The 14,683-nt window shown below is 70.4% G+C and carries 14 protein-coding genes and 1 tRNA gene; 13 read left to right on the forward strand and 2 right to left on the reverse strand.

Annotated features, from left to right (window positions below; genetic code table 11):
• Positions 1-33: 33 nt before the first annotated feature.
• Together MKP15_RS04995 and MKP15_RS05000 are read right to left on the reverse strand one after the other, a co-directional pair.
• Positions 34-588 carry an energy transducer TonB gene (locus tag MKP15_RS04995; protein WP_240211985.1) on the reverse strand — a complete coding sequence of 185 codons (555 nt, stop codon included), beginning with the start codon at positions 586-588 and terminating at the stop codon, positions 34-36.
• A gap of 130 nt (positions 589-718) precedes the next feature.
• Positions 719-1,369 (reverse strand): energy transducer TonB, encoded by a 651-nt coding sequence (locus MKP15_RS05000; protein ID WP_240211986.1) that lies wholly within the window; start codon positions 1,367-1,369, stop codon positions 719-721.
• Positions 1,370-1,499: 130 nt separating this feature from the next.
• Here MKP15_RS05000 and serS point away from each other — a divergent pair, with 130 nt between their 5' ends.
• The 13 genes from serS (at position 1,500) to MKP15_RS05065 (ending at position 14,678) form a co-directional block, all read left to right on the forward strand.
• Positions 1,500-2,780 (forward strand): serine--tRNA ligase, encoded by a 1,281-nt coding sequence (gene serS / locus MKP15_RS05005; RefSeq protein ID WP_104939011.1) that lies wholly within the window; start codon positions 1,500-1,502, stop codon positions 2,778-2,780.
• 158 nt (positions 2,781-2,938) lie between these two features.
• Positions 2,939-3,946: a LysR family transcriptional regulator gene (locus tag MKP15_RS05010; RefSeq protein WP_104939010.1), complete on the forward strand. Its 1,008-nt coding sequence runs from the start codon at positions 2,939-2,941 to the stop codon at positions 3,944-3,946.
• Between the two features lie 69 nt (positions 3,947-4,015).
• Positions 4,016-4,105, forward strand: a tRNA-Ser gene (locus tag MKP15_RS05015).
• A gap of 63 nt (positions 4,106-4,168) precedes the next feature.
• Complete coding sequence (locus MKP15_RS05020; RefSeq protein ID WP_240211987.1) at positions 4,169-4,633, forward strand: acetyltransferase; 465 nt, start codon at positions 4,169-4,171, stop codon at positions 4,631-4,633.
• Complete coding sequence (gene tadA, locus MKP15_RS05025; RefSeq protein ID WP_240211988.1) at positions 4,630-5,142, forward strand: tRNA adenosine(34) deaminase TadA; 513 nt, start codon at positions 4,630-4,632, stop codon at positions 5,140-5,142. Before MKP15_RS05020 ends, tadA begins: the two co-directional genes overlap by 4 nt.
• A 97-nt stretch (positions 5,143-5,239) precedes the next feature.
• Positions 5,240-5,824: an oligoribonuclease gene (gene orn / locus MKP15_RS05030; protein ID WP_104939007.1), complete on the forward strand. Its 585-nt coding sequence runs from the start codon at positions 5,240-5,242 to the stop codon at positions 5,822-5,824.
• Positions 5,825-5,827: 3 nt separating this feature from the next.
• Complete coding sequence (locus MKP15_RS05035; protein WP_240211989.1) at positions 5,828-6,682, forward strand: EcsC family protein; 855 nt, start codon at positions 5,828-5,830, stop codon at positions 6,680-6,682.
• A gap of 48 nt (positions 6,683-6,730) precedes the next feature.
• Entirely contained in the window at positions 6,731-7,267 is a 537-nt protein-coding gene (locus MKP15_RS05040; RefSeq protein ID WP_240211990.1) for a GNAT family N-acetyltransferase, read from the forward strand.
• Positions 7,268-7,483: 216 nt separating this feature from the next.
• Complete coding sequence (locus tag MKP15_RS05045) at positions 7,484-8,143, forward strand: glutathione S-transferase family protein (protein WP_202626338.1); 660 nt, start codon at positions 7,484-7,486, stop codon at positions 8,141-8,143.
• Between the two features lie 43 nt (positions 8,144-8,186).
• Complete coding sequence (locus MKP15_RS05050) at positions 8,187-10,463, forward strand: thiamine pyrophosphate-dependent enzyme (protein ID WP_240211991.1); 2,277 nt, start codon at positions 8,187-8,189, stop codon at positions 10,461-10,463.
• A gap of 8 nt (positions 10,464-10,471) precedes the next feature.
• Entirely contained in the window at positions 10,472-12,415 is a 1,944-nt protein-coding gene (asnB, locus tag MKP15_RS05055) for an asparagine synthase (glutamine-hydrolyzing) (protein WP_240211992.1), read from the forward strand.
• Positions 12,416-12,488: 73 nt separating this feature from the next.
• On the forward strand, positions 12,489-13,046 hold the full coding sequence (locus MKP15_RS05060) for an NADPH-dependent FMN reductase (protein ID WP_240211993.1): 558 nt from the start codon (positions 12,489-12,491) through the stop codon (positions 13,044-13,046).
• A gap of 216 nt (positions 13,047-13,262) precedes the next feature.
• Positions 13,263-14,678 carry a replicative DNA helicase gene (locus MKP15_RS05065; RefSeq protein WP_054666361.1) on the forward strand — a complete coding sequence of 472 codons (1,416 nt, stop codon included), beginning with the start codon at positions 13,263-13,265 and terminating at the stop codon, positions 14,676-14,678.
• The last annotated feature ends 5 nt before the right edge of the window (positions 14,679-14,683 follow it).

Here is a 14,683-nt window from a genome sequence, read left to right on the forward strand (position 1 = left end):
GCGGCCGGCCCGTGTCCGTGGCACCGGAGCCGATCAGCGGCCGGTGCGGAAATCCACCGGCACCCGGACCACGCTCGCCACCGCGCGGCCATCGCGCACCGCCGGCTCGAAGCGCCAGCCGCGCAGCGTGTCCAGCACCGCGCGATCGAGGTCGCGGCTGCGCTGGCCATCGTGCGCGACGATGCTGGCATCGGTGACCTTGCCGTGGGCGTCGACCTGCAGGCTGGCGACCACGCTGCCTTCAATGCCGGCGCGGAGCGCGGCCGGCGGGTAGGTGGGGGCAGGGTTGCCAGCCAGCGGCCGCGCCTGGTGGTCGCGCGCCATGGCCGGCCTGCGCTCGCCGGCGGCAGGCGCCTCCAGCGGCGTTGCCGCGGCCGGCGCCGCGTCCGCCGGTACGGCTGCCATGGGCGCGGTTTCGGTGGCCGGCGGCAGTGCCGGCGTGGGCTCGGCGTGGCGCCGCACCAGGGCGAACACGCCGAGCAGGATCGCCAGCAGCAGGGCAACCCACAGGACGGGCGACACCGCGTGACGGGGCGACTGCCCGCTCTGCGTGGCGTTGTTCAGTTCATGGGCATGGGTGGCACTCATGGTCGGCTCCTTCTGCGTCCAGTGGCGCTTGGAGTCTGGCCCGATGCGCGCCGCGCAGGTGTCAGCGGAACGTCAATGCGGCGCCGCCGGGTCCGCCACAGTTCAGCGTGCGGCGCAGGTGCCGTTCAGCTTATTGCGCCGGCTGGAAGTCGAAGGGAATTTCCAGGCTGCCGGCCATCGGCTGGCCGTTGCTCTGCGCCGGCTGGAAGCGCCAACCGCGCACGGCCTCCAGTGCCGCGCGGTCGAGATCGCGCGAGCCACTGCGCTGGATGATCCGCGCATCCAGCGGGGTGCCGCTGGCATCGACCTCGACGCGCACCACCACGGTGCCGCTTTCGCCACGGCGCAGCGCCGCCGGCGGATAGGACGGCGGCGGACTCTGCCCCGGCAGTGGCACCGGGCGGTCGCCCGGCGCGGCGGCGGCGGGCGGCGCGGCCGGGTTGGCCGGCGCCGTGGCCAGCGGGGTCTCGGGCAGCGGCTGCGGTGGCGCAGGCGCGGTCTCCACCATCTGCGGCGCGTCCTCCGCCGGCGCTTCCGGGCGCGCATCGGGCATGTCGCTGGCGCCGGTGCCGGCCGGCAAGGGCTCGGGCAACGGCATGGCCGCATTGGCCTGGGCCTGCGGCTGCGTCGGATCGACCGGGTGGGCGTCGTTGTGCCGGCGCGCGTTCAACCACACCACCACGAACAGCAGCAGGCCGGCGCAGAAAGCGATGCCGGCGACCTTCAGGGCGTTGTGCGGCAACACGAAGGCGGGGGTATGGTCGGAGCGGGAAGCGGGCATGGGCGGCGCGTGCGGGGGGCGTGACCGGGAGGGTGACCATCGGATTCTGGCACAGGACCGCAGCGGCGCGCGGCAGAGCGGCGCGGTTCGGGCGATAATCGCGTTCCGTATCCGTTTACAGTGCCGCCCCATGCTCGATCCCGCCCTTCTCCGACAGCAGCCCGCCGAACTGGCGCAACGCCTGCGCGACACGCGCGGCTTCGAACTCGACGTGGCCGCGATCGAGTCCCTGGAGGCCGACCGCAAGCGCATCCAGGTGCGTACCCAGGAACTGCAGAACCTGCGCAACAGCCGCTCCAAGGCGATCGGCCAGGCCAAGGCCAGGGGCGAGGACGTGTCGGCGATCATGGCCGAGGTGGCTGCCTTCGCCGATGAGCTGAAAGCCTCGGAGGTCCAGCTGGACGAACTGCGCGCGCGGATCGAGGCGATCTCGATGGGCATCCCGAACCTGCCGGCCGATGACGTGCCGGCCGGGGCCGACGAGAACGACAACGTCGAGCAGTCGCGCTGGGGCACGCCGCGCACGTTCGATTTCGCGGTGCTCGACCACGTCGAACTGGGCGCCCGCAACAAGTGGCTCGACGGCGAGACCGCGGCCAAGCTGTCCGGTTCGCGCTTCACCGTGCTGCGCGGTCCACTCGCGCGCCTGCACCGTGCCTTGGCCCAGTTCATGCTCGACCTGCACAGCGGCGCGCATGAATACCAGGAAACCAACGTGCCGGTGATCGTCAATGCCGACAGCCTGTACGGCACCGGTCAGCTGCCCAAGTTCGAGGAAGACATGTTCATCACCCACCTGGGTGAGCAGAAGCGTTACCTGATCTCGACCTCGGAGATCTCGCTGACCAACATCGTGCGCGACGAGATCGTGGAGGCCGAGCGCCTGCCGCTGCGGATGACCGCGCACTCGCTGTGCTTCCGTTCCGAGGCCGGCAGCGGCGGCCGCGACGTGCGCGGCATGATCCGCCAGCACCAGTTCGAGAAGGTCGAGCTGGTCTCGGTCTGCCGCCCCGAGGAAAGCGACGCCGAGCACCAGCGCATGACCGCCTGTGCCGAGGCCGTGCTGCAGAAGCTGGGCCTGCCGTACCGCAAGATGCTGCTGTGCACCGGCGACATGGGTTTCTCGGCGGTGAAGACCTACGACCTAGAGGTGTGGCTGCCGTCGCAGCAGACCTATCGCGAGATCTCCTCGTGCTCGAACTGCGGCGATTTCCAGGCGCGGCGCATGCAGGCGCGCTGGCGCAACCCCGCCACCGGCAAGCCGGAGCTGGTGCATACCCTCAACGGCTCCGGCGTGGCCGTGGGCCGGGCGATGATCGCGGTCATGGAGAACTACCAGAACGCGGATGGCTCGATCACCGTGCCCGAGGCGCTGCGCGCGTACATGGGCGGCGTGGAGCGGATCGGCTGAACCTGGCCGTCGTCCTGGTTGTCCCGGAGGCCCGCAGCGATGCGGGCCTCTGCGTTTTTGGGGCGAGCAGGGGGCGGGAAGGTCGCCCATACAGGACCGTTTGAGGCCTGATTTGTAAAATCAGGACAAAGGTGGTTGAATCTTTCCATTCGTTCCAGTTGTGGGATCAATCCATGCAGGACCTCAACGACCTCTACTACTTCGCGATGGTGGTGGACCATGGCGGTTTTGCCGCCGCCGAGCGTGCGCTGGGCATCCCCAAATCGCGCCTGAGCCGGCGCATCAGCCAGCTGGAAACCGACCTGGGCGTGCGCCTGCTGCAGCGCTCGACGCGCCGCTTCGCGGTGACCGACGTCGGCATGAGCGTGCACCGCCATGCGCAGACCATGCTGGCCGAGGCGCAGGCCGCGCGCGAAGTGGTGGACCGGCTCAGTGCCGAGCCGCGCGGGCTGGTGCGTGCCAGCGTGCCGGTGTCGCTGGCGCAGATGCAGTTGCCCAAGCTGCTGCCGAAGTTCCTGGAGCAGTACCCCAAGGTGCGGCTGCAGCTGAACATCAGCAACCGCCGCGTGGACATCATCAACGAGGGCTACGACGTGGCGCTGCGGGTACGCTCGCGGCTGGACGACGACGGCAGCCTGGTGATGCGAAGCTTCGGCCAGGTGCAGGAGCTGCTGGTGGCCAGCCCGAAATACCTGGACCGCGCCGGCCGCCCCAAGACGCCCGACGACCTGGCCCAGCACGTCACCCTGAGCATCAGCGAGGACGAGGCGCGCCAGCGCTGGGAACTGCACGGCCCGGGTGGCGTGGTCAGCCGCGTGGACCTGCAGCCGCGCGTGGCCGGTTTCGATTTCCCGCTGCTGCAGAGCATGGTCAAGGACGGCTTCGGCATCACCATGCTGCCGGAAACGGTCTGCGCCGAAGCGGTGCGCAACGGCGAACTGGAAGTGGTGCTGCCGGACTGGTCGCTGCCGCAGGGCATCTGCCATGCGGTGTTCGCCTCGCGCCGCGGGCTGTTGCCGGCGGTGCGGGTGTTCATCGACTTCCTCGCCGAACACCTGCCGCCGCAGCTGGAGGCCTCGCGCCTGGACTGCGGCGGCGCCTGCGAACGCGCCAAGGAAAAGATCCGCGCCTCGACCATGGGCGCGCTGGCGATCGAGGCCGGTTGAGCACAATCCCCGGCGGCGTGCGAGAATGCGCGCCCCTGGCCGGTGCGCAGGCATCGGCACGACAGTCACGGGCAGATGGCCGAGCGGTTTAAGGCACCGGTCTTGAAAACCGGCGAAGGGTCAAACCTTCCGTGGGTTCGAATCCCACTCTGCCCGCCATTCCGACGGCCCGGGCGCATGTGGCCCCGGCCCCGTCGCCGGCTCTTTCCGGACTTGCGAACCATGCCGACACTGCGTCCATCGCGCCCGCAAGACGGCGCCCGGGTCATCGACATCTGGCGTCGCGCCGTCGATGCCACGCATCACTTCCTTGCCCCCGCCGACCGCCAGGCCCTCGATGCCGAGGTCAGTGCATTGCTGCCCGCGGCGCCGCTGCGGCTGGCGGTGGACGCCGACGATGTGCCGCAGGCCTTCATGTGGGTCGTGGACGGCCAGCTGGAGGCGCTGTTCGTGGATCCGGCGCAGCACGGCCGCGGGCTGGGACGCCGGCTGGTGGAGCAGGCGCTGCGCGAACACCCGCACCTGTGTACCGACGTCAACGCGCAGAACCCGCAGGCGCTGGCGTTCTACACGCGCCTGGGTTTCGTCGAGACCGGGCGCTCGCCGCTGGATGGGCAGGGGCGCGCATATCCGCTGGTGCACCTGCGCCACGCCGGTGCGCCCACCGCAGCGGACGCGGCAGCATGAACGCTGCCGCCACCGGCCCCGATCCGCAGGCCGACGAACGCTGGATGCGGCATGCGCTGGCGCTGGCCGAACGCGCGCAGCGCGAGTTCGACGAAATCCCGGTGGGCGCGGTGCTGGTCGGCGCCGACGGGCAGCTGCTGGGCGAGGGCTGGAACCTCAACATCGCCCGCCACGATCCCAGCGCGCATGCCGAGATCGTGGCCATGCGCGAGGCCGGCGCACGGCTGCGCAATCACCGGCTGGTCGGCTGCACCCTGTACGTGACGCTGGAGCCGTGCGCGATGTGCGCGATGGCACTGGTGCACGCGCGGGTGGCGCGGGTGGTGTATGCCGCCACCGATCCGAAGACAGGCGCCTGCGGCAGTGTGTTCGACCTGCTGGGCGACCCGCGCCACAACCACCGCGTGCAGGTGGCCGGCGGCGTGCTGGCGCGCGAGGCGAGCCTGCGCCTGACCAACTATTTCCGTGCCAAGCGTGGCCGGCCGCTGCTGCCCGGCGAGGGCAGCTGAGCGGCCGGCCGGCGTCCGGCCCGGTGAACCCGCGGCGTATCATGGGCGCCCGACAACACGGCCGGCGTCGCCGCCGGCCCCCTGCACGAGGCGCCACATGACGGACAACAGCACAGGCAACGACCGGTTGATCTGGATCGATCTGGAGATGACCGGGCTGGACACGGACAACGATTCGATCATCGAGATCGCCACCGTGGTCACCGATGCCCAGCTCAACGTGCTGGCCGAAGGCCCCGAGTTCGCCATCGCCCACCCGCTGGCGACGCTGGAGGCGATGGACGAATGGAACCGCAACCAGCACCGCCGTTCCGGCCTGTGGCAGCGCGTGCTCGACAGCGACGTCAGCCTGGGCCAGGCCGAGGCGCGGACCATCGCCTTCCTGCAGGACTGGATCAAGGCCGGCGCCTCGCCGATGTGCGGCAATTCCATCTGCCAGGACCGCCGCTTCCTGCACCGGCAGATGCCGCGCCTGGAGCGCTATTTCCATTACCGCAACCTGGACGTGTCCACGGTCAAGGAACTGGCCCGGCGCTGGGCGCCGGCCATCGCCGCCGGGGTGGGCAAGAATTCCAGCCACACCGCGCTGAGCGACGTGCACGATTCGATCGCCGAACTGCGCCACTACCGCCAGTACATGGGTGCGCTGGCCGGGCTGCCGGGCGTGGCGGAACCGGCCTGAGCGATGGGCGAACTGGCGCCGACCCTGGCCGACAGCCCGCAGGACATGGCCGACCTGCGACGTGCGGTGGCGCTGCTGGAAGCGCCGACGCTCAGTGCACGCATGGCCAACCTGGTCGGCTCGCCGCTGGAGTTCGCCGTGCGCCGGCTGCCGGCGGGCGTATCCAGGCGCATCCAGGGCGCGGCCGAGGCCGCGCTGCACAAGGCCGCGCAGGCGGCGCTGTGGAGCATGGACCGCACCCGGCCCGGCAAGCCGGCGTCGCCGCGCCTGCACAAGCTGGCGGCGGCCGCGTCCGGTGCGCTGGGCGGTGCCGGCGGGCTGCCGGCACTGGCGATCGAGCTGCCGCTGTCGACCACCATCATCATGCGCGCGGTGGCCGACATCGCCCGCAGCGAGGGCTTCGACCTGGAGGACTTCGGCACCCGCCAGGCGTGCCTGGAGGTATTCGCGCTGGGCGGCAATTCGGGCGGTGACGACGCCAGCGAAACCGGCTATTACCTGGCACGCGGCTTCACCACCGAGCTGATGCGGCACCTGTCGGCCGAGCTGGCCGGGACCACGCTCAGCGGCAGCCACGGCCTGCTGCTGGGGCTGGGGCCGAAGGAAGCCGGCAAATGGCTGGCCCGGATCGTGGAAAAGGTCGCCGCCCGCTTCGGCGTGGTGGTGTCGGAGAAGTTCGCCGCGCAGGCGGTGCCGGTGCTCGGCGCGGTCGCCGGCGCCACCTTGAACACCCTGTTCACCGGCTACTACCAGGACATGGCGCGGGGCCATTTCATTGTCCGCCGGCTGGAACGCAAGTACGGCTTCGAGACCGTGCGCCTGGCCTACGGCGCGGTCAGCGGGCGCATGACCGCCTGAGCGCCACGCGGTGGTAGCGTGGCCTGCCGGATACATGGAGAGCCCGCGATGAGCATTTTCGACCTGCGCCTGGAAACCGAGCGGCTGCTGCTGCGGCCACCGTGCGCGGAGGATTTCGACGCGTTCGCCGCGTTCTGCGCCGACCCGCTGCCGATGCAGCACCTGGGCGGCGTGCAGGCGCCGTCGGTGGCGTGGCGCAGCCTGGCTACCATGGCCGGCAGCTGGCATCTGCTCGGCTATTCGATGTTCTCGGTGATCGAGAAGGACAGTGGGCGTTGGGTCGGACGCGCCGGCCCGTGGCAGCCGCACGGCTGGCCGGGACCGGAGGTGGGCTGGAGCATCGTGCCGGACCGGTGGGGCCGTGGCTACGCGCCGGAGGCCGCGCGCGCGGCCATCGACTGGGCGTTCGACGTGCTGGGCTGGGACCAGGTGATCCACACCATCGCGCCGGACAACCGCAATTCGCAGGCGGTGGCGCGCAAGCTGGGCGCGCGGGTGCTGCGGCATGCCCGCCTGCCACTGCCGCACGAGGTCGACGTCGAGGTGTGGGGACAGCCGCGGGAGGCCTGGAAAGCCCACCGCTGACGCATCGTTGCCGATGTATCCATCGTGGCCGGCCGCGGGTCCGGCATGCGCGGCGGCCGCCCGGCGCATGCGCAGCCTGCGGCGAAGGGCGGCGCCGCCGCGGTGCGGTCCTGGACCGCGCGTGGATTTTGCTGCGGTCGCAGCTTTACCAACCGCCCCCGATTCCGGTCAGATGGCAGGATCGCCTGCCAGTCGGCGGTGTGGGGAATCGTGTCGTTGAGCAATCCAGGTGCTGCGTTGACGGTGTATGGCATGTCCACCTCGGGCAATTGCCACAAGGTCCGTTTGTTGCTGGCGCAGCTGGGCACGCGCCATCGCTGGGTCGAGGTGGACAGTGCCGCCGGCCAGACCCGCACGGCCGCTTTCCTGGCGCTGAATCCGAACGGCAAGGTGCCGCTGCTGGAGCGCGGCGACGGGCGCGTGCTCACCGAGTCCAATGCCATCCTGTTCTGGCTGGCCGAAGGCACGCCGTTCCTGCCGGCCGATGGCTGGCAGCGCGCGCAGGCGCTTTCGTGGATGTTCTTCGAGCAGTACAGCCATGAGCCGTACATCGCGGTGGCGCGTTTCATCCGGGGCTGGACGCCACCGGATTCGCCGCGGCGGCAGGAGCTGCCACGGCTGCGCGAGCGCGGCCATGCGGCGCTGGCGGTGATGGAGCAGCACCTGGCCGGCCACGCCTGGTTCACCGGGCCGGACTACGGCATCGCCGATATCGCGCTGTTCGCCTATACCGCGGTCGCCGCCGACGGCGGCATCGAACTGTCCTCCTATCCGGCCATCGGCCGCTGGTTGCAGGCGCTGCGCGCCCGGCCCGGCTTCGTGGCCATGCCCGATCCCTCGCCGGAGGTGCTGCGCAACTTCGCCGCGTCACCCTGATCCTTCCTTTCCCCAACCCGTCTGCACCGTGGAGTCCTGCCTGATGTTCGCCCGTGTACCCAACCCCATTCCGGCCCGCATGAAGGGCCTGAACCGCGCCGAGATCTGCGATACCAATTTCATCGAATTCGTGAAGGGGCTGGGGCAGGGGCCGGCCGGCGCGCCGCAGGACGGGGCGCCGGTGCTGCCGGGCAGCGCGCTGGACGCGCGCGGATTCCGCGAACTGTTCGAATCGCAGCTGGTGAGCCGCCACCTGGACCTGATGGCGCGCGTGCTGCGCGTGCAGAACAAGGTCTTCTACACCATCGGCTCGTCCGGGCACGAGGGCAACGCCATGGTGGCGCGCGCCACTCGCCACACCGACCCGGCGTTCCTGCACTACCGTTCCGGCGGCTTCATGGCCGAGCGCTTCCGCAAGCTGCCGGGCATGGACCCGATCATGGACTCGGCGCTGAGCTTCGCCGCCAGCGCCGAGGACCCGGCCAGCGGCGGCCGCCACAAGGTGTGGGGCAGCAAGCCGTTGTGGGTGCTGCCGCAGACCTCGACCATCGCCTCGCACCTGCCCAAGGCGCTGGGCACGGCGCTGGCGATCGAGGCCGGCAAGCGGCTCGGGGTGGAGCTGCCGGTGCCGGGCGACAGCATCGCCATCTGTTCCTTCGGCGACGCATCGGCCAACCATGCCACCGCCCAGACCGCCTTCAACGCCGCGTCGTGGACCGCCTACCAGAAGCTGCCGGCGCCGGTGCTGTACGTGTGCGAGGACAATGGCATCGGCATCTCGGTGAAGACCCCCGGGGGCTGGATCGCCGAGAGCTTCCGCAACCGCCCGGACCTGGATTACTTCTACGCCGACGGCCTGGACCTGGCCGCCGGCTACGCCGACGTGCAGCGCGCGGTGGAGCATTGCCGGCGCACCCGCCGGCCGACCTTCCTGCACCTGCGCACCACCCGCATCATGGGCCACGCCGGCACCGACTTCGAGATCGAATGGCGCGCGCTGGAGGAACTGTGCGCGGTGGAGGCGGGCGACCCGCTGCTGCGCTCGGCGCAGATCGCGGTCGAGTCCGGGGTGATGAGTGCCGATGAGGTGCTGGCGTTGTACGAGCGCACCCGCGCGCGCTGTTTCGCCGCCGCCGAGGAGGCTGACCAGCGCCCGCGGCTGACCTCGCTCAAGGACGTCATGGCGCCGCTGGCGCCGTACACCCCGGAGCAGGTGCGCGCCGAGGCGACCCGCGCCGACTACGCGCAGCGCCGCCTGCAGGTGTTCGGCAGCGAGGCGTCGCTGCCCGAGAACCTGCCGCCGCGGCACCTTGCCATCCAGATCAACCAGGCCCTGCACGACCTGTTCTGCAAGTACCCGGACACCCTGCTGTTCGGCGAGGACGTGGCGCAGAAGGGCGGCGTCTACACGGTGACCAAGGGCCTGCACAAGGCGTTCGGCCCGCGCCGGGTGTTCAATACCCTGCTCGACGAGACCATGATCCTGGGCATGGCCCAGGGCTTCGCCAACATGGGCATGCTGCCGGTGCCGGAGATCCAGTACCTGGCCTACCTGCACAACGCCATCGACCAGGTGCGTGGCGAAGCCTGCTCGCTGCAGTTCTTCTCCAACGACCAGTACCGCAACCCGATGCTGATCCGCATCGCCGGGCTGGGCTACCAGAAGGGCTTCGGCGGCCATTTCCACAACGACAATTCGATCACCGCCATCCGCGACATCCCCGGGCTGGTGGTCGGCTGCCCGTCGCGTGGCGACGATGCGGCGATGATGCTGCGCACGCTGGCGGCGCTGTCCAGGGTGGACGGGCGGGTGTGCGTGTTCCTCGAGCCGATCGCGCTGTACATGACCAAGGACCTGTACGAGGCCGGCGACGGCCAGTGGCTGTTCCCGTACCCGGCGCCGGAGCAGGCGCTGGAGCTGGGCCAGGGCCGTGTCTACGGCGAGGGCAACGACGACCTGGTGGTGTTCACCTACGGCAACGGCGTGCCGATGGCGCTGCGCGCGGCGCGTGCCATCGAGGCGGCGCAGGGCTGGAAGGTGCGGGTGGTGGACCTGCGCTGGCTGGTGCCGCTCAACGCCGCCTACATCGCCGAGCAGGCCAGCGGCGCCCGGCGGATCATCGTGCTGGACGAGGGCCGGCACAGCGCCGGCGTGGGTGAGGGGGTGATCACCGCGCTGGTCGAGGCCGGCTTCGGCGGCGTGCCGCTGCGCCGGGTGACCGGCGCCGACACCTACACGCCGCTGGCCGGCGCCGCACTGCTGGTGCTTCCGGGCGACAATGACGTGGTGAGCGCCGCAGCCGAGCTGGCGCGTGGATAACGATCTATATGTGTGGACTGGCGGGAATACTGCAATCGCAGGCGCGGTTGCAGGAAGCGGAGTTGGCGGCGCTGGCCGGCGCGATGGGCGATGCGCTGGCCCATCGCGGTCCCGATGACCGCGGCGTCTGGGCCGATGCCGGCGCCGGCGTGGCGCTGGCGCACCGGCGGCTGAGCATCCTCGACCTGTCGCCGCTGGGCCACCAGCCGATGGCGTCCAGCGACGGCCGCTACTGGCTGGCCTACAACGGCGAGATCTACAACTTCGCCACGCTGCGTGCCGAGCTGGAACCGCTCGGCCATGCTTTCCACGGTCATTCCGATACCGAGGTGCTGCTGGCCGCGGTCGTGCAGTGGGGGCTGGAGGCGACGCTGCGGCGCTGCAACGGCATGTTCGCGATCGCGCTGTGGGACCGGCGCGAACAACGCCTGTCGCTGGCCCGCGACCGGGTCGGCAAGAAGCCGCTGTACTACGGCTGGGCCGGCGACACGCTGGTGTTCGGTTCCGAACTGAAGGCGCTGTGGCGGCACCCGGCGTTCGACAACGGCATCGACCGCGACGCGCTGACCCTGCTGCTGCGGCTGGACTACATCCCGGCGCCGCACTGCATCCACGAGCGTGCGTTCAAGCTGATGCCGGGCCGGGTGCTGCACCTGGACGCGGCCGCGGTGGCCGCCGGTGCCGCCGCGCACCGGCCGGCGCAGGCGCAGGTGGCGTACTGGGACGCGCCCTCGCGCATGGCCGCCTGCCTGGCCACGCCGTTCGCCGGCAGCGCGGCCGAGGCCACCGACGCGCTCGACGCGCGGCTGCGCCAGGCCGTGGCGCTGCGCATGGTGGCCGACGTGCCGGTGGGCGTGTTCCTGTCCGGCGGCACCGATTCGGCCCTGGTCACGGCGCTGATGCAGGCGCAGAGCATGGCCCCGGTGCACAGTTTCAGCATCGGCTTCGAGGACTCCGACCACGACGAGGCGCCGCTGGCCAGGGAGGTCGCCGCCCACCTGGGCTGCGACCACACCGAGCTGTACGTCAGCGGTGCCGATGCGCTGGCGGTGGTGCCGGAGCTGCCGGTGATGTTCGACGAGCCGTTCGCCGATGCTTCGCAGGTGCCGACCGCGCTGGTGGCGCGGCTGGCGCGGCGCGGGGTCACCGTGGCGCTGTCCGGCGATGGCGGCGACGAACTGTTCTTCGGCTACACCCGCTACCAGCGCGCGCTGCGCAACTGGCGCGCGCTGCAGCGCGTGCCGGCGCCGCTGCGCCGCTGGCTGGGCCGTCGTGCCCGGGCACAGGGCGAGGATTCGCGCGCCGGCGGGCTGCCCGCGCTGCTGGCCGAGGCCGGCGCCAGCGGCATCGGCGATGTCTACCGCAACCGCATCTCGCGCTGGCGCGACCCCGCCGCGGTGGTGCGTGGCGCACGCGAGCCGGCCACGTTCTACAGCCTGCCCGACCCGCTGCAGGGGCAGGGCACGGCGGCCGACGCGATGATGCTGGCCGATTTCACCACCTATCTGGCCGACGACCTGCTGTGCAAGGTGGACCGCACCAGCATGGCGGCCAGCCTGGAGGCACGCGCGCCGCTGCTGGACTGGCAGGTGGCCGAATTCGCCTGGTCGCTGCCGCTGGCCATGAAGCTGCGCGACGGCACCAGCAAGTACCTGCCCAAGCAGGTGCTGCGGCGCTACCTGCCCGACGCGATGGTGTTCCGCGGCAAGCGCGGCTTCGGCGCGCCGGTGACGCAGTGGCTGCGCGGCGAGCTGCAGGGCTGGGCCGGCGACCTGCTCGATCCGCGACGGCTGCGCCAGGACGGGGTGTTCGAGGAAGCCGTCATCTCCACGCTGTGGCAGCGCTTCCGCCAGGGCGAGCGCAAGTGGCACACCCACCTGTGGAACGTGCTGATGTTCCAGGCCTGGCAGGCGCACTGGCAGGCGCAGCGGGCGCAGGCGCGGGCGGGCTGACCGCGGCCGGCCTTCACCGGCCAACAAGGTGCGGCCGGCTAGGCTGGCCTTCCCTTACCGCAGCGAGGTCGCCATGCAACCGTACCGCATCGCCGTACTTGTCGGCAGCCTGCGCAAGGAGTCCCACAACCGCCGCCTGGCGCTGGCCCTGGAGAAGCTGGCCGGCGATCGCGCGCGGTTCGACTACCTGCGCATCGACGACATCCCGCTCTACAACCAGGACCATGACGGCGACTTCTCGGCGCAGGGCACGCGCCTGAAAGCCGCGATCCGCCAGGCCGATGCGCTGCTGTTCGTCACCGCCGAGTACAACCGCTCCATTCCCGGGGTGCTCAAGAACGCCATCGATACCGCCTCGCGGCCGTACGGCGACAGCGCCTTCGACGGCAAGCCGGCGGCGGTGATCGGAACCTCGCCCGGCGCGGCCGGCACCGCGATGGCCCAGCAGCACCTGCGCAACGTGCTGGTGTTCGTCAACCTGTCGGTGATGGCCCAGCCCGAGGCCTTCCTGCAGTACAAGGAAGGGCTGATCGAGGCCGATGGCAGCGTGACCAACGACGGCACCCGCCGCTTCCTGCAGGCGTATGTCGACCGCTTCCTGGACTGGATCCGGATCCACGCCCGGCACTGAACGCGCCGGCGCGGCCCGATCGGGCGATAATGCTGACCCCGGCACCGGCGACGCTGCCGGGGTTTGCGTGCCGGTGGCGTCGCAGGCCCTTGTGAAGCGGGGCCGGTGGCCACATCCACGGGCTGCCGACAGCTTGTCCACGGACTTATCCCCACATTGCCGGCCTGCATCGGCCTACCATGGCCGGGTCGTTTTCCCGCTGCACGAAGGTTTTTCATGTCTGCCCGTCCTGGCTTCCGTTCCGACCGCAACGACCGCGCAGAGCGCGGCGAACAGCGCATCGACACCCTGCGCGTGCCCCCGCATTCGGTCGAGGCCGAACAGGCGGTGCTCGGCGGCCTGATGCTGGCGCCGGAGGCCTTCGACCGGGTCAACGAGGCATTGACCGAAAAGGACTTCTACCGCCGCGACCACCAGCTGATCTACCGCGCCATCCGCGAGCTGTCCGAGCGCGACCGGCCGTTCGATGCGGTGACGCTGGGCGAGTGGTTCGAATCGCAGGGCAAGCTGGAGCAGGTCGGCGACGGCGCCTACCTGATCGAACTGGCCAGCACCACGCCGTCGGCCGCCAACATCGGCGCCTACGCCGAGATCGTGCGCGACAAGGCGGTGCTGCGGCAGCTGATCCAGGTCGGCACCGACATCGTCAACGACGGCTTCCAGCCCGAGGGCCGCGACAGCACCGAACTGCTGGCGTCGGCGGAAAAATCGGTGTTCGCCATTGCCGAGCAGGGCGCACGCGGTCGCACCGACTTCGTGGCCATGCCCGGCGCGTTGAAGGATGCGTTCGAGGAACTGCGCAACCGCTTCGAGAACGGCGGCAACATCACCGGCCTGCCAACCGGTTACAACGAATTCGATGCGATGACCGCCGGCCTGCAGCCGACCGACCTGATCATCCTGGCCGCGCGCCCGGCGATGGGCAAGACCACCTTCGCGCTGAACATCGCCGAGTACGCGGCGATCAAGTCGAAGAAGGGCGTGGCGGTGTTCTCCATGGAAATGTCGGCCTCGCAGCTGGCCATGCGCCTGATTTCCTCCAACGGCCGCATCAACGCCACGCGACTGCGCACCGGCCAGCTCGAGGACGAGGACTGGAGCCGCGTCACCAGCGCCATCCGCATGCTCAAGGAAACCAAGATCTTCATCGACGACACCCCGGGCGTGTCGCCGGAAGTGCTGCGCTCCAAGTGCCGCCGGCTCAAGCGCGAGCACGACCTGGGGCTGGTGGTGATCGACTACCTGCAGCTGATGAGCGTGCCCGGCAACAGCGAGAACCGCGCCACCGAGATCTCGGAGATCTCGCGTTCGCTCAAGGGTCTGGCCAAGGAACTGAACGTGCCGGTGATCGCGCTGTCCCAGCTCAACCGATCGCTGGAAACGCGTACCGACAAGCGCCCGGTGATGGCCGACCTGCGCGAATCGGGCGCCATCGAGCAGGACGCGGACATGATCGTGTTCATCTACCGCGACGAGTACTACAACAAGGAAAACTCGCCGGACAAGGGCCTGGCCGAGATCATCATCGGCAAGCACCGTGGTGGCCCCACCGGATCGTGCAAGCTGAAGTTCTTCGGCGAATACACCCGCTTCGACAACCTCAGCCACGACAGCGTCGGCGCGTTCGAGTAACGCGC

Origin of the sequence: Stenotrophomonas sp. Y6 (genome assembly GCF_022436665.1) — a bacterium.
In the GTDB taxonomy this organism is placed as follows: Bacteria; Pseudomonadota; Gammaproteobacteria; order Xanthomonadales; family Xanthomonadaceae; genus Stenotrophomonas; species Stenotrophomonas acidaminiphila_A.

What these genes read in the sequence shown, in the direction of transcription:
- MKP15_RS04995 (WP_240211985.1), bottom strand. Translation starts at nt 588, where the DNA reads ATGAGTGCCACCCATGCCCATGAACTGAACAACGCCACGCAGAGCGGG.
- MKP15_RS05000 (WP_240211986.1), bottom strand. Translation starts at nt 1,369, where the DNA reads ATGCCCGCTTCCCGCTCCGACCATACCCCCGCCTTCGTGTTGCCGCAC.
- serS (WP_104939011.1), top strand. Translation starts at nt 1,500, where the DNA reads ATGCTCGATCCCGCCCTTCTCCGACAGCAGCCCGCCGAACTGGCGCAA.
- MKP15_RS05020 (WP_240211987.1), top strand. Translation starts at nt 4,169, where the DNA reads ATGCCGACACTGCGTCCATCGCGCCCGCAAGACGGCGCCCGGGTCATC.
- tadA (WP_240211988.1), top strand. Translation starts at nt 4,630, where the DNA reads ATGAACGCTGCCGCCACCGGCCCCGATCCGCAGGCCGACGAACGCTGG.
- orn (WP_104939007.1), top strand. Translation starts at nt 5,240, where the DNA reads ATGACGGACAACAGCACAGGCAACGACCGGTTGATCTGGATCGATCTG.
- MKP15_RS05035 (WP_240211989.1), top strand. Translation starts at nt 5,828, where the DNA reads ATGGGCGAACTGGCGCCGACCCTGGCCGACAGCCCGCAGGACATGGCC.
- MKP15_RS05040 (WP_240211990.1), top strand. Translation starts at nt 6,731, where the DNA reads ATGAGCATTTTCGACCTGCGCCTGGAAACCGAGCGGCTGCTGCTGCGG.
- MKP15_RS05050 (WP_240211991.1), top strand. Translation starts at nt 8,187, where the DNA reads ATGTTCGCCCGTGTACCCAACCCCATTCCGGCCCGCATGAAGGGCCTG.
- asnB (WP_240211992.1), top strand. Translation starts at nt 10,472, where the DNA reads ATGTGTGGACTGGCGGGAATACTGCAATCGCAGGCGCGGTTGCAGGAA.
- MKP15_RS05060 (WP_240211993.1), top strand. Translation starts at nt 12,489, where the DNA reads ATGCAACCGTACCGCATCGCCGTACTTGTCGGCAGCCTGCGCAAGGAG.
- MKP15_RS05065 (WP_054666361.1), top strand. Translation starts at nt 13,263, where the DNA reads ATGTCTGCCCGTCCTGGCTTCCGTTCCGACCGCAACGACCGCGCAGAG.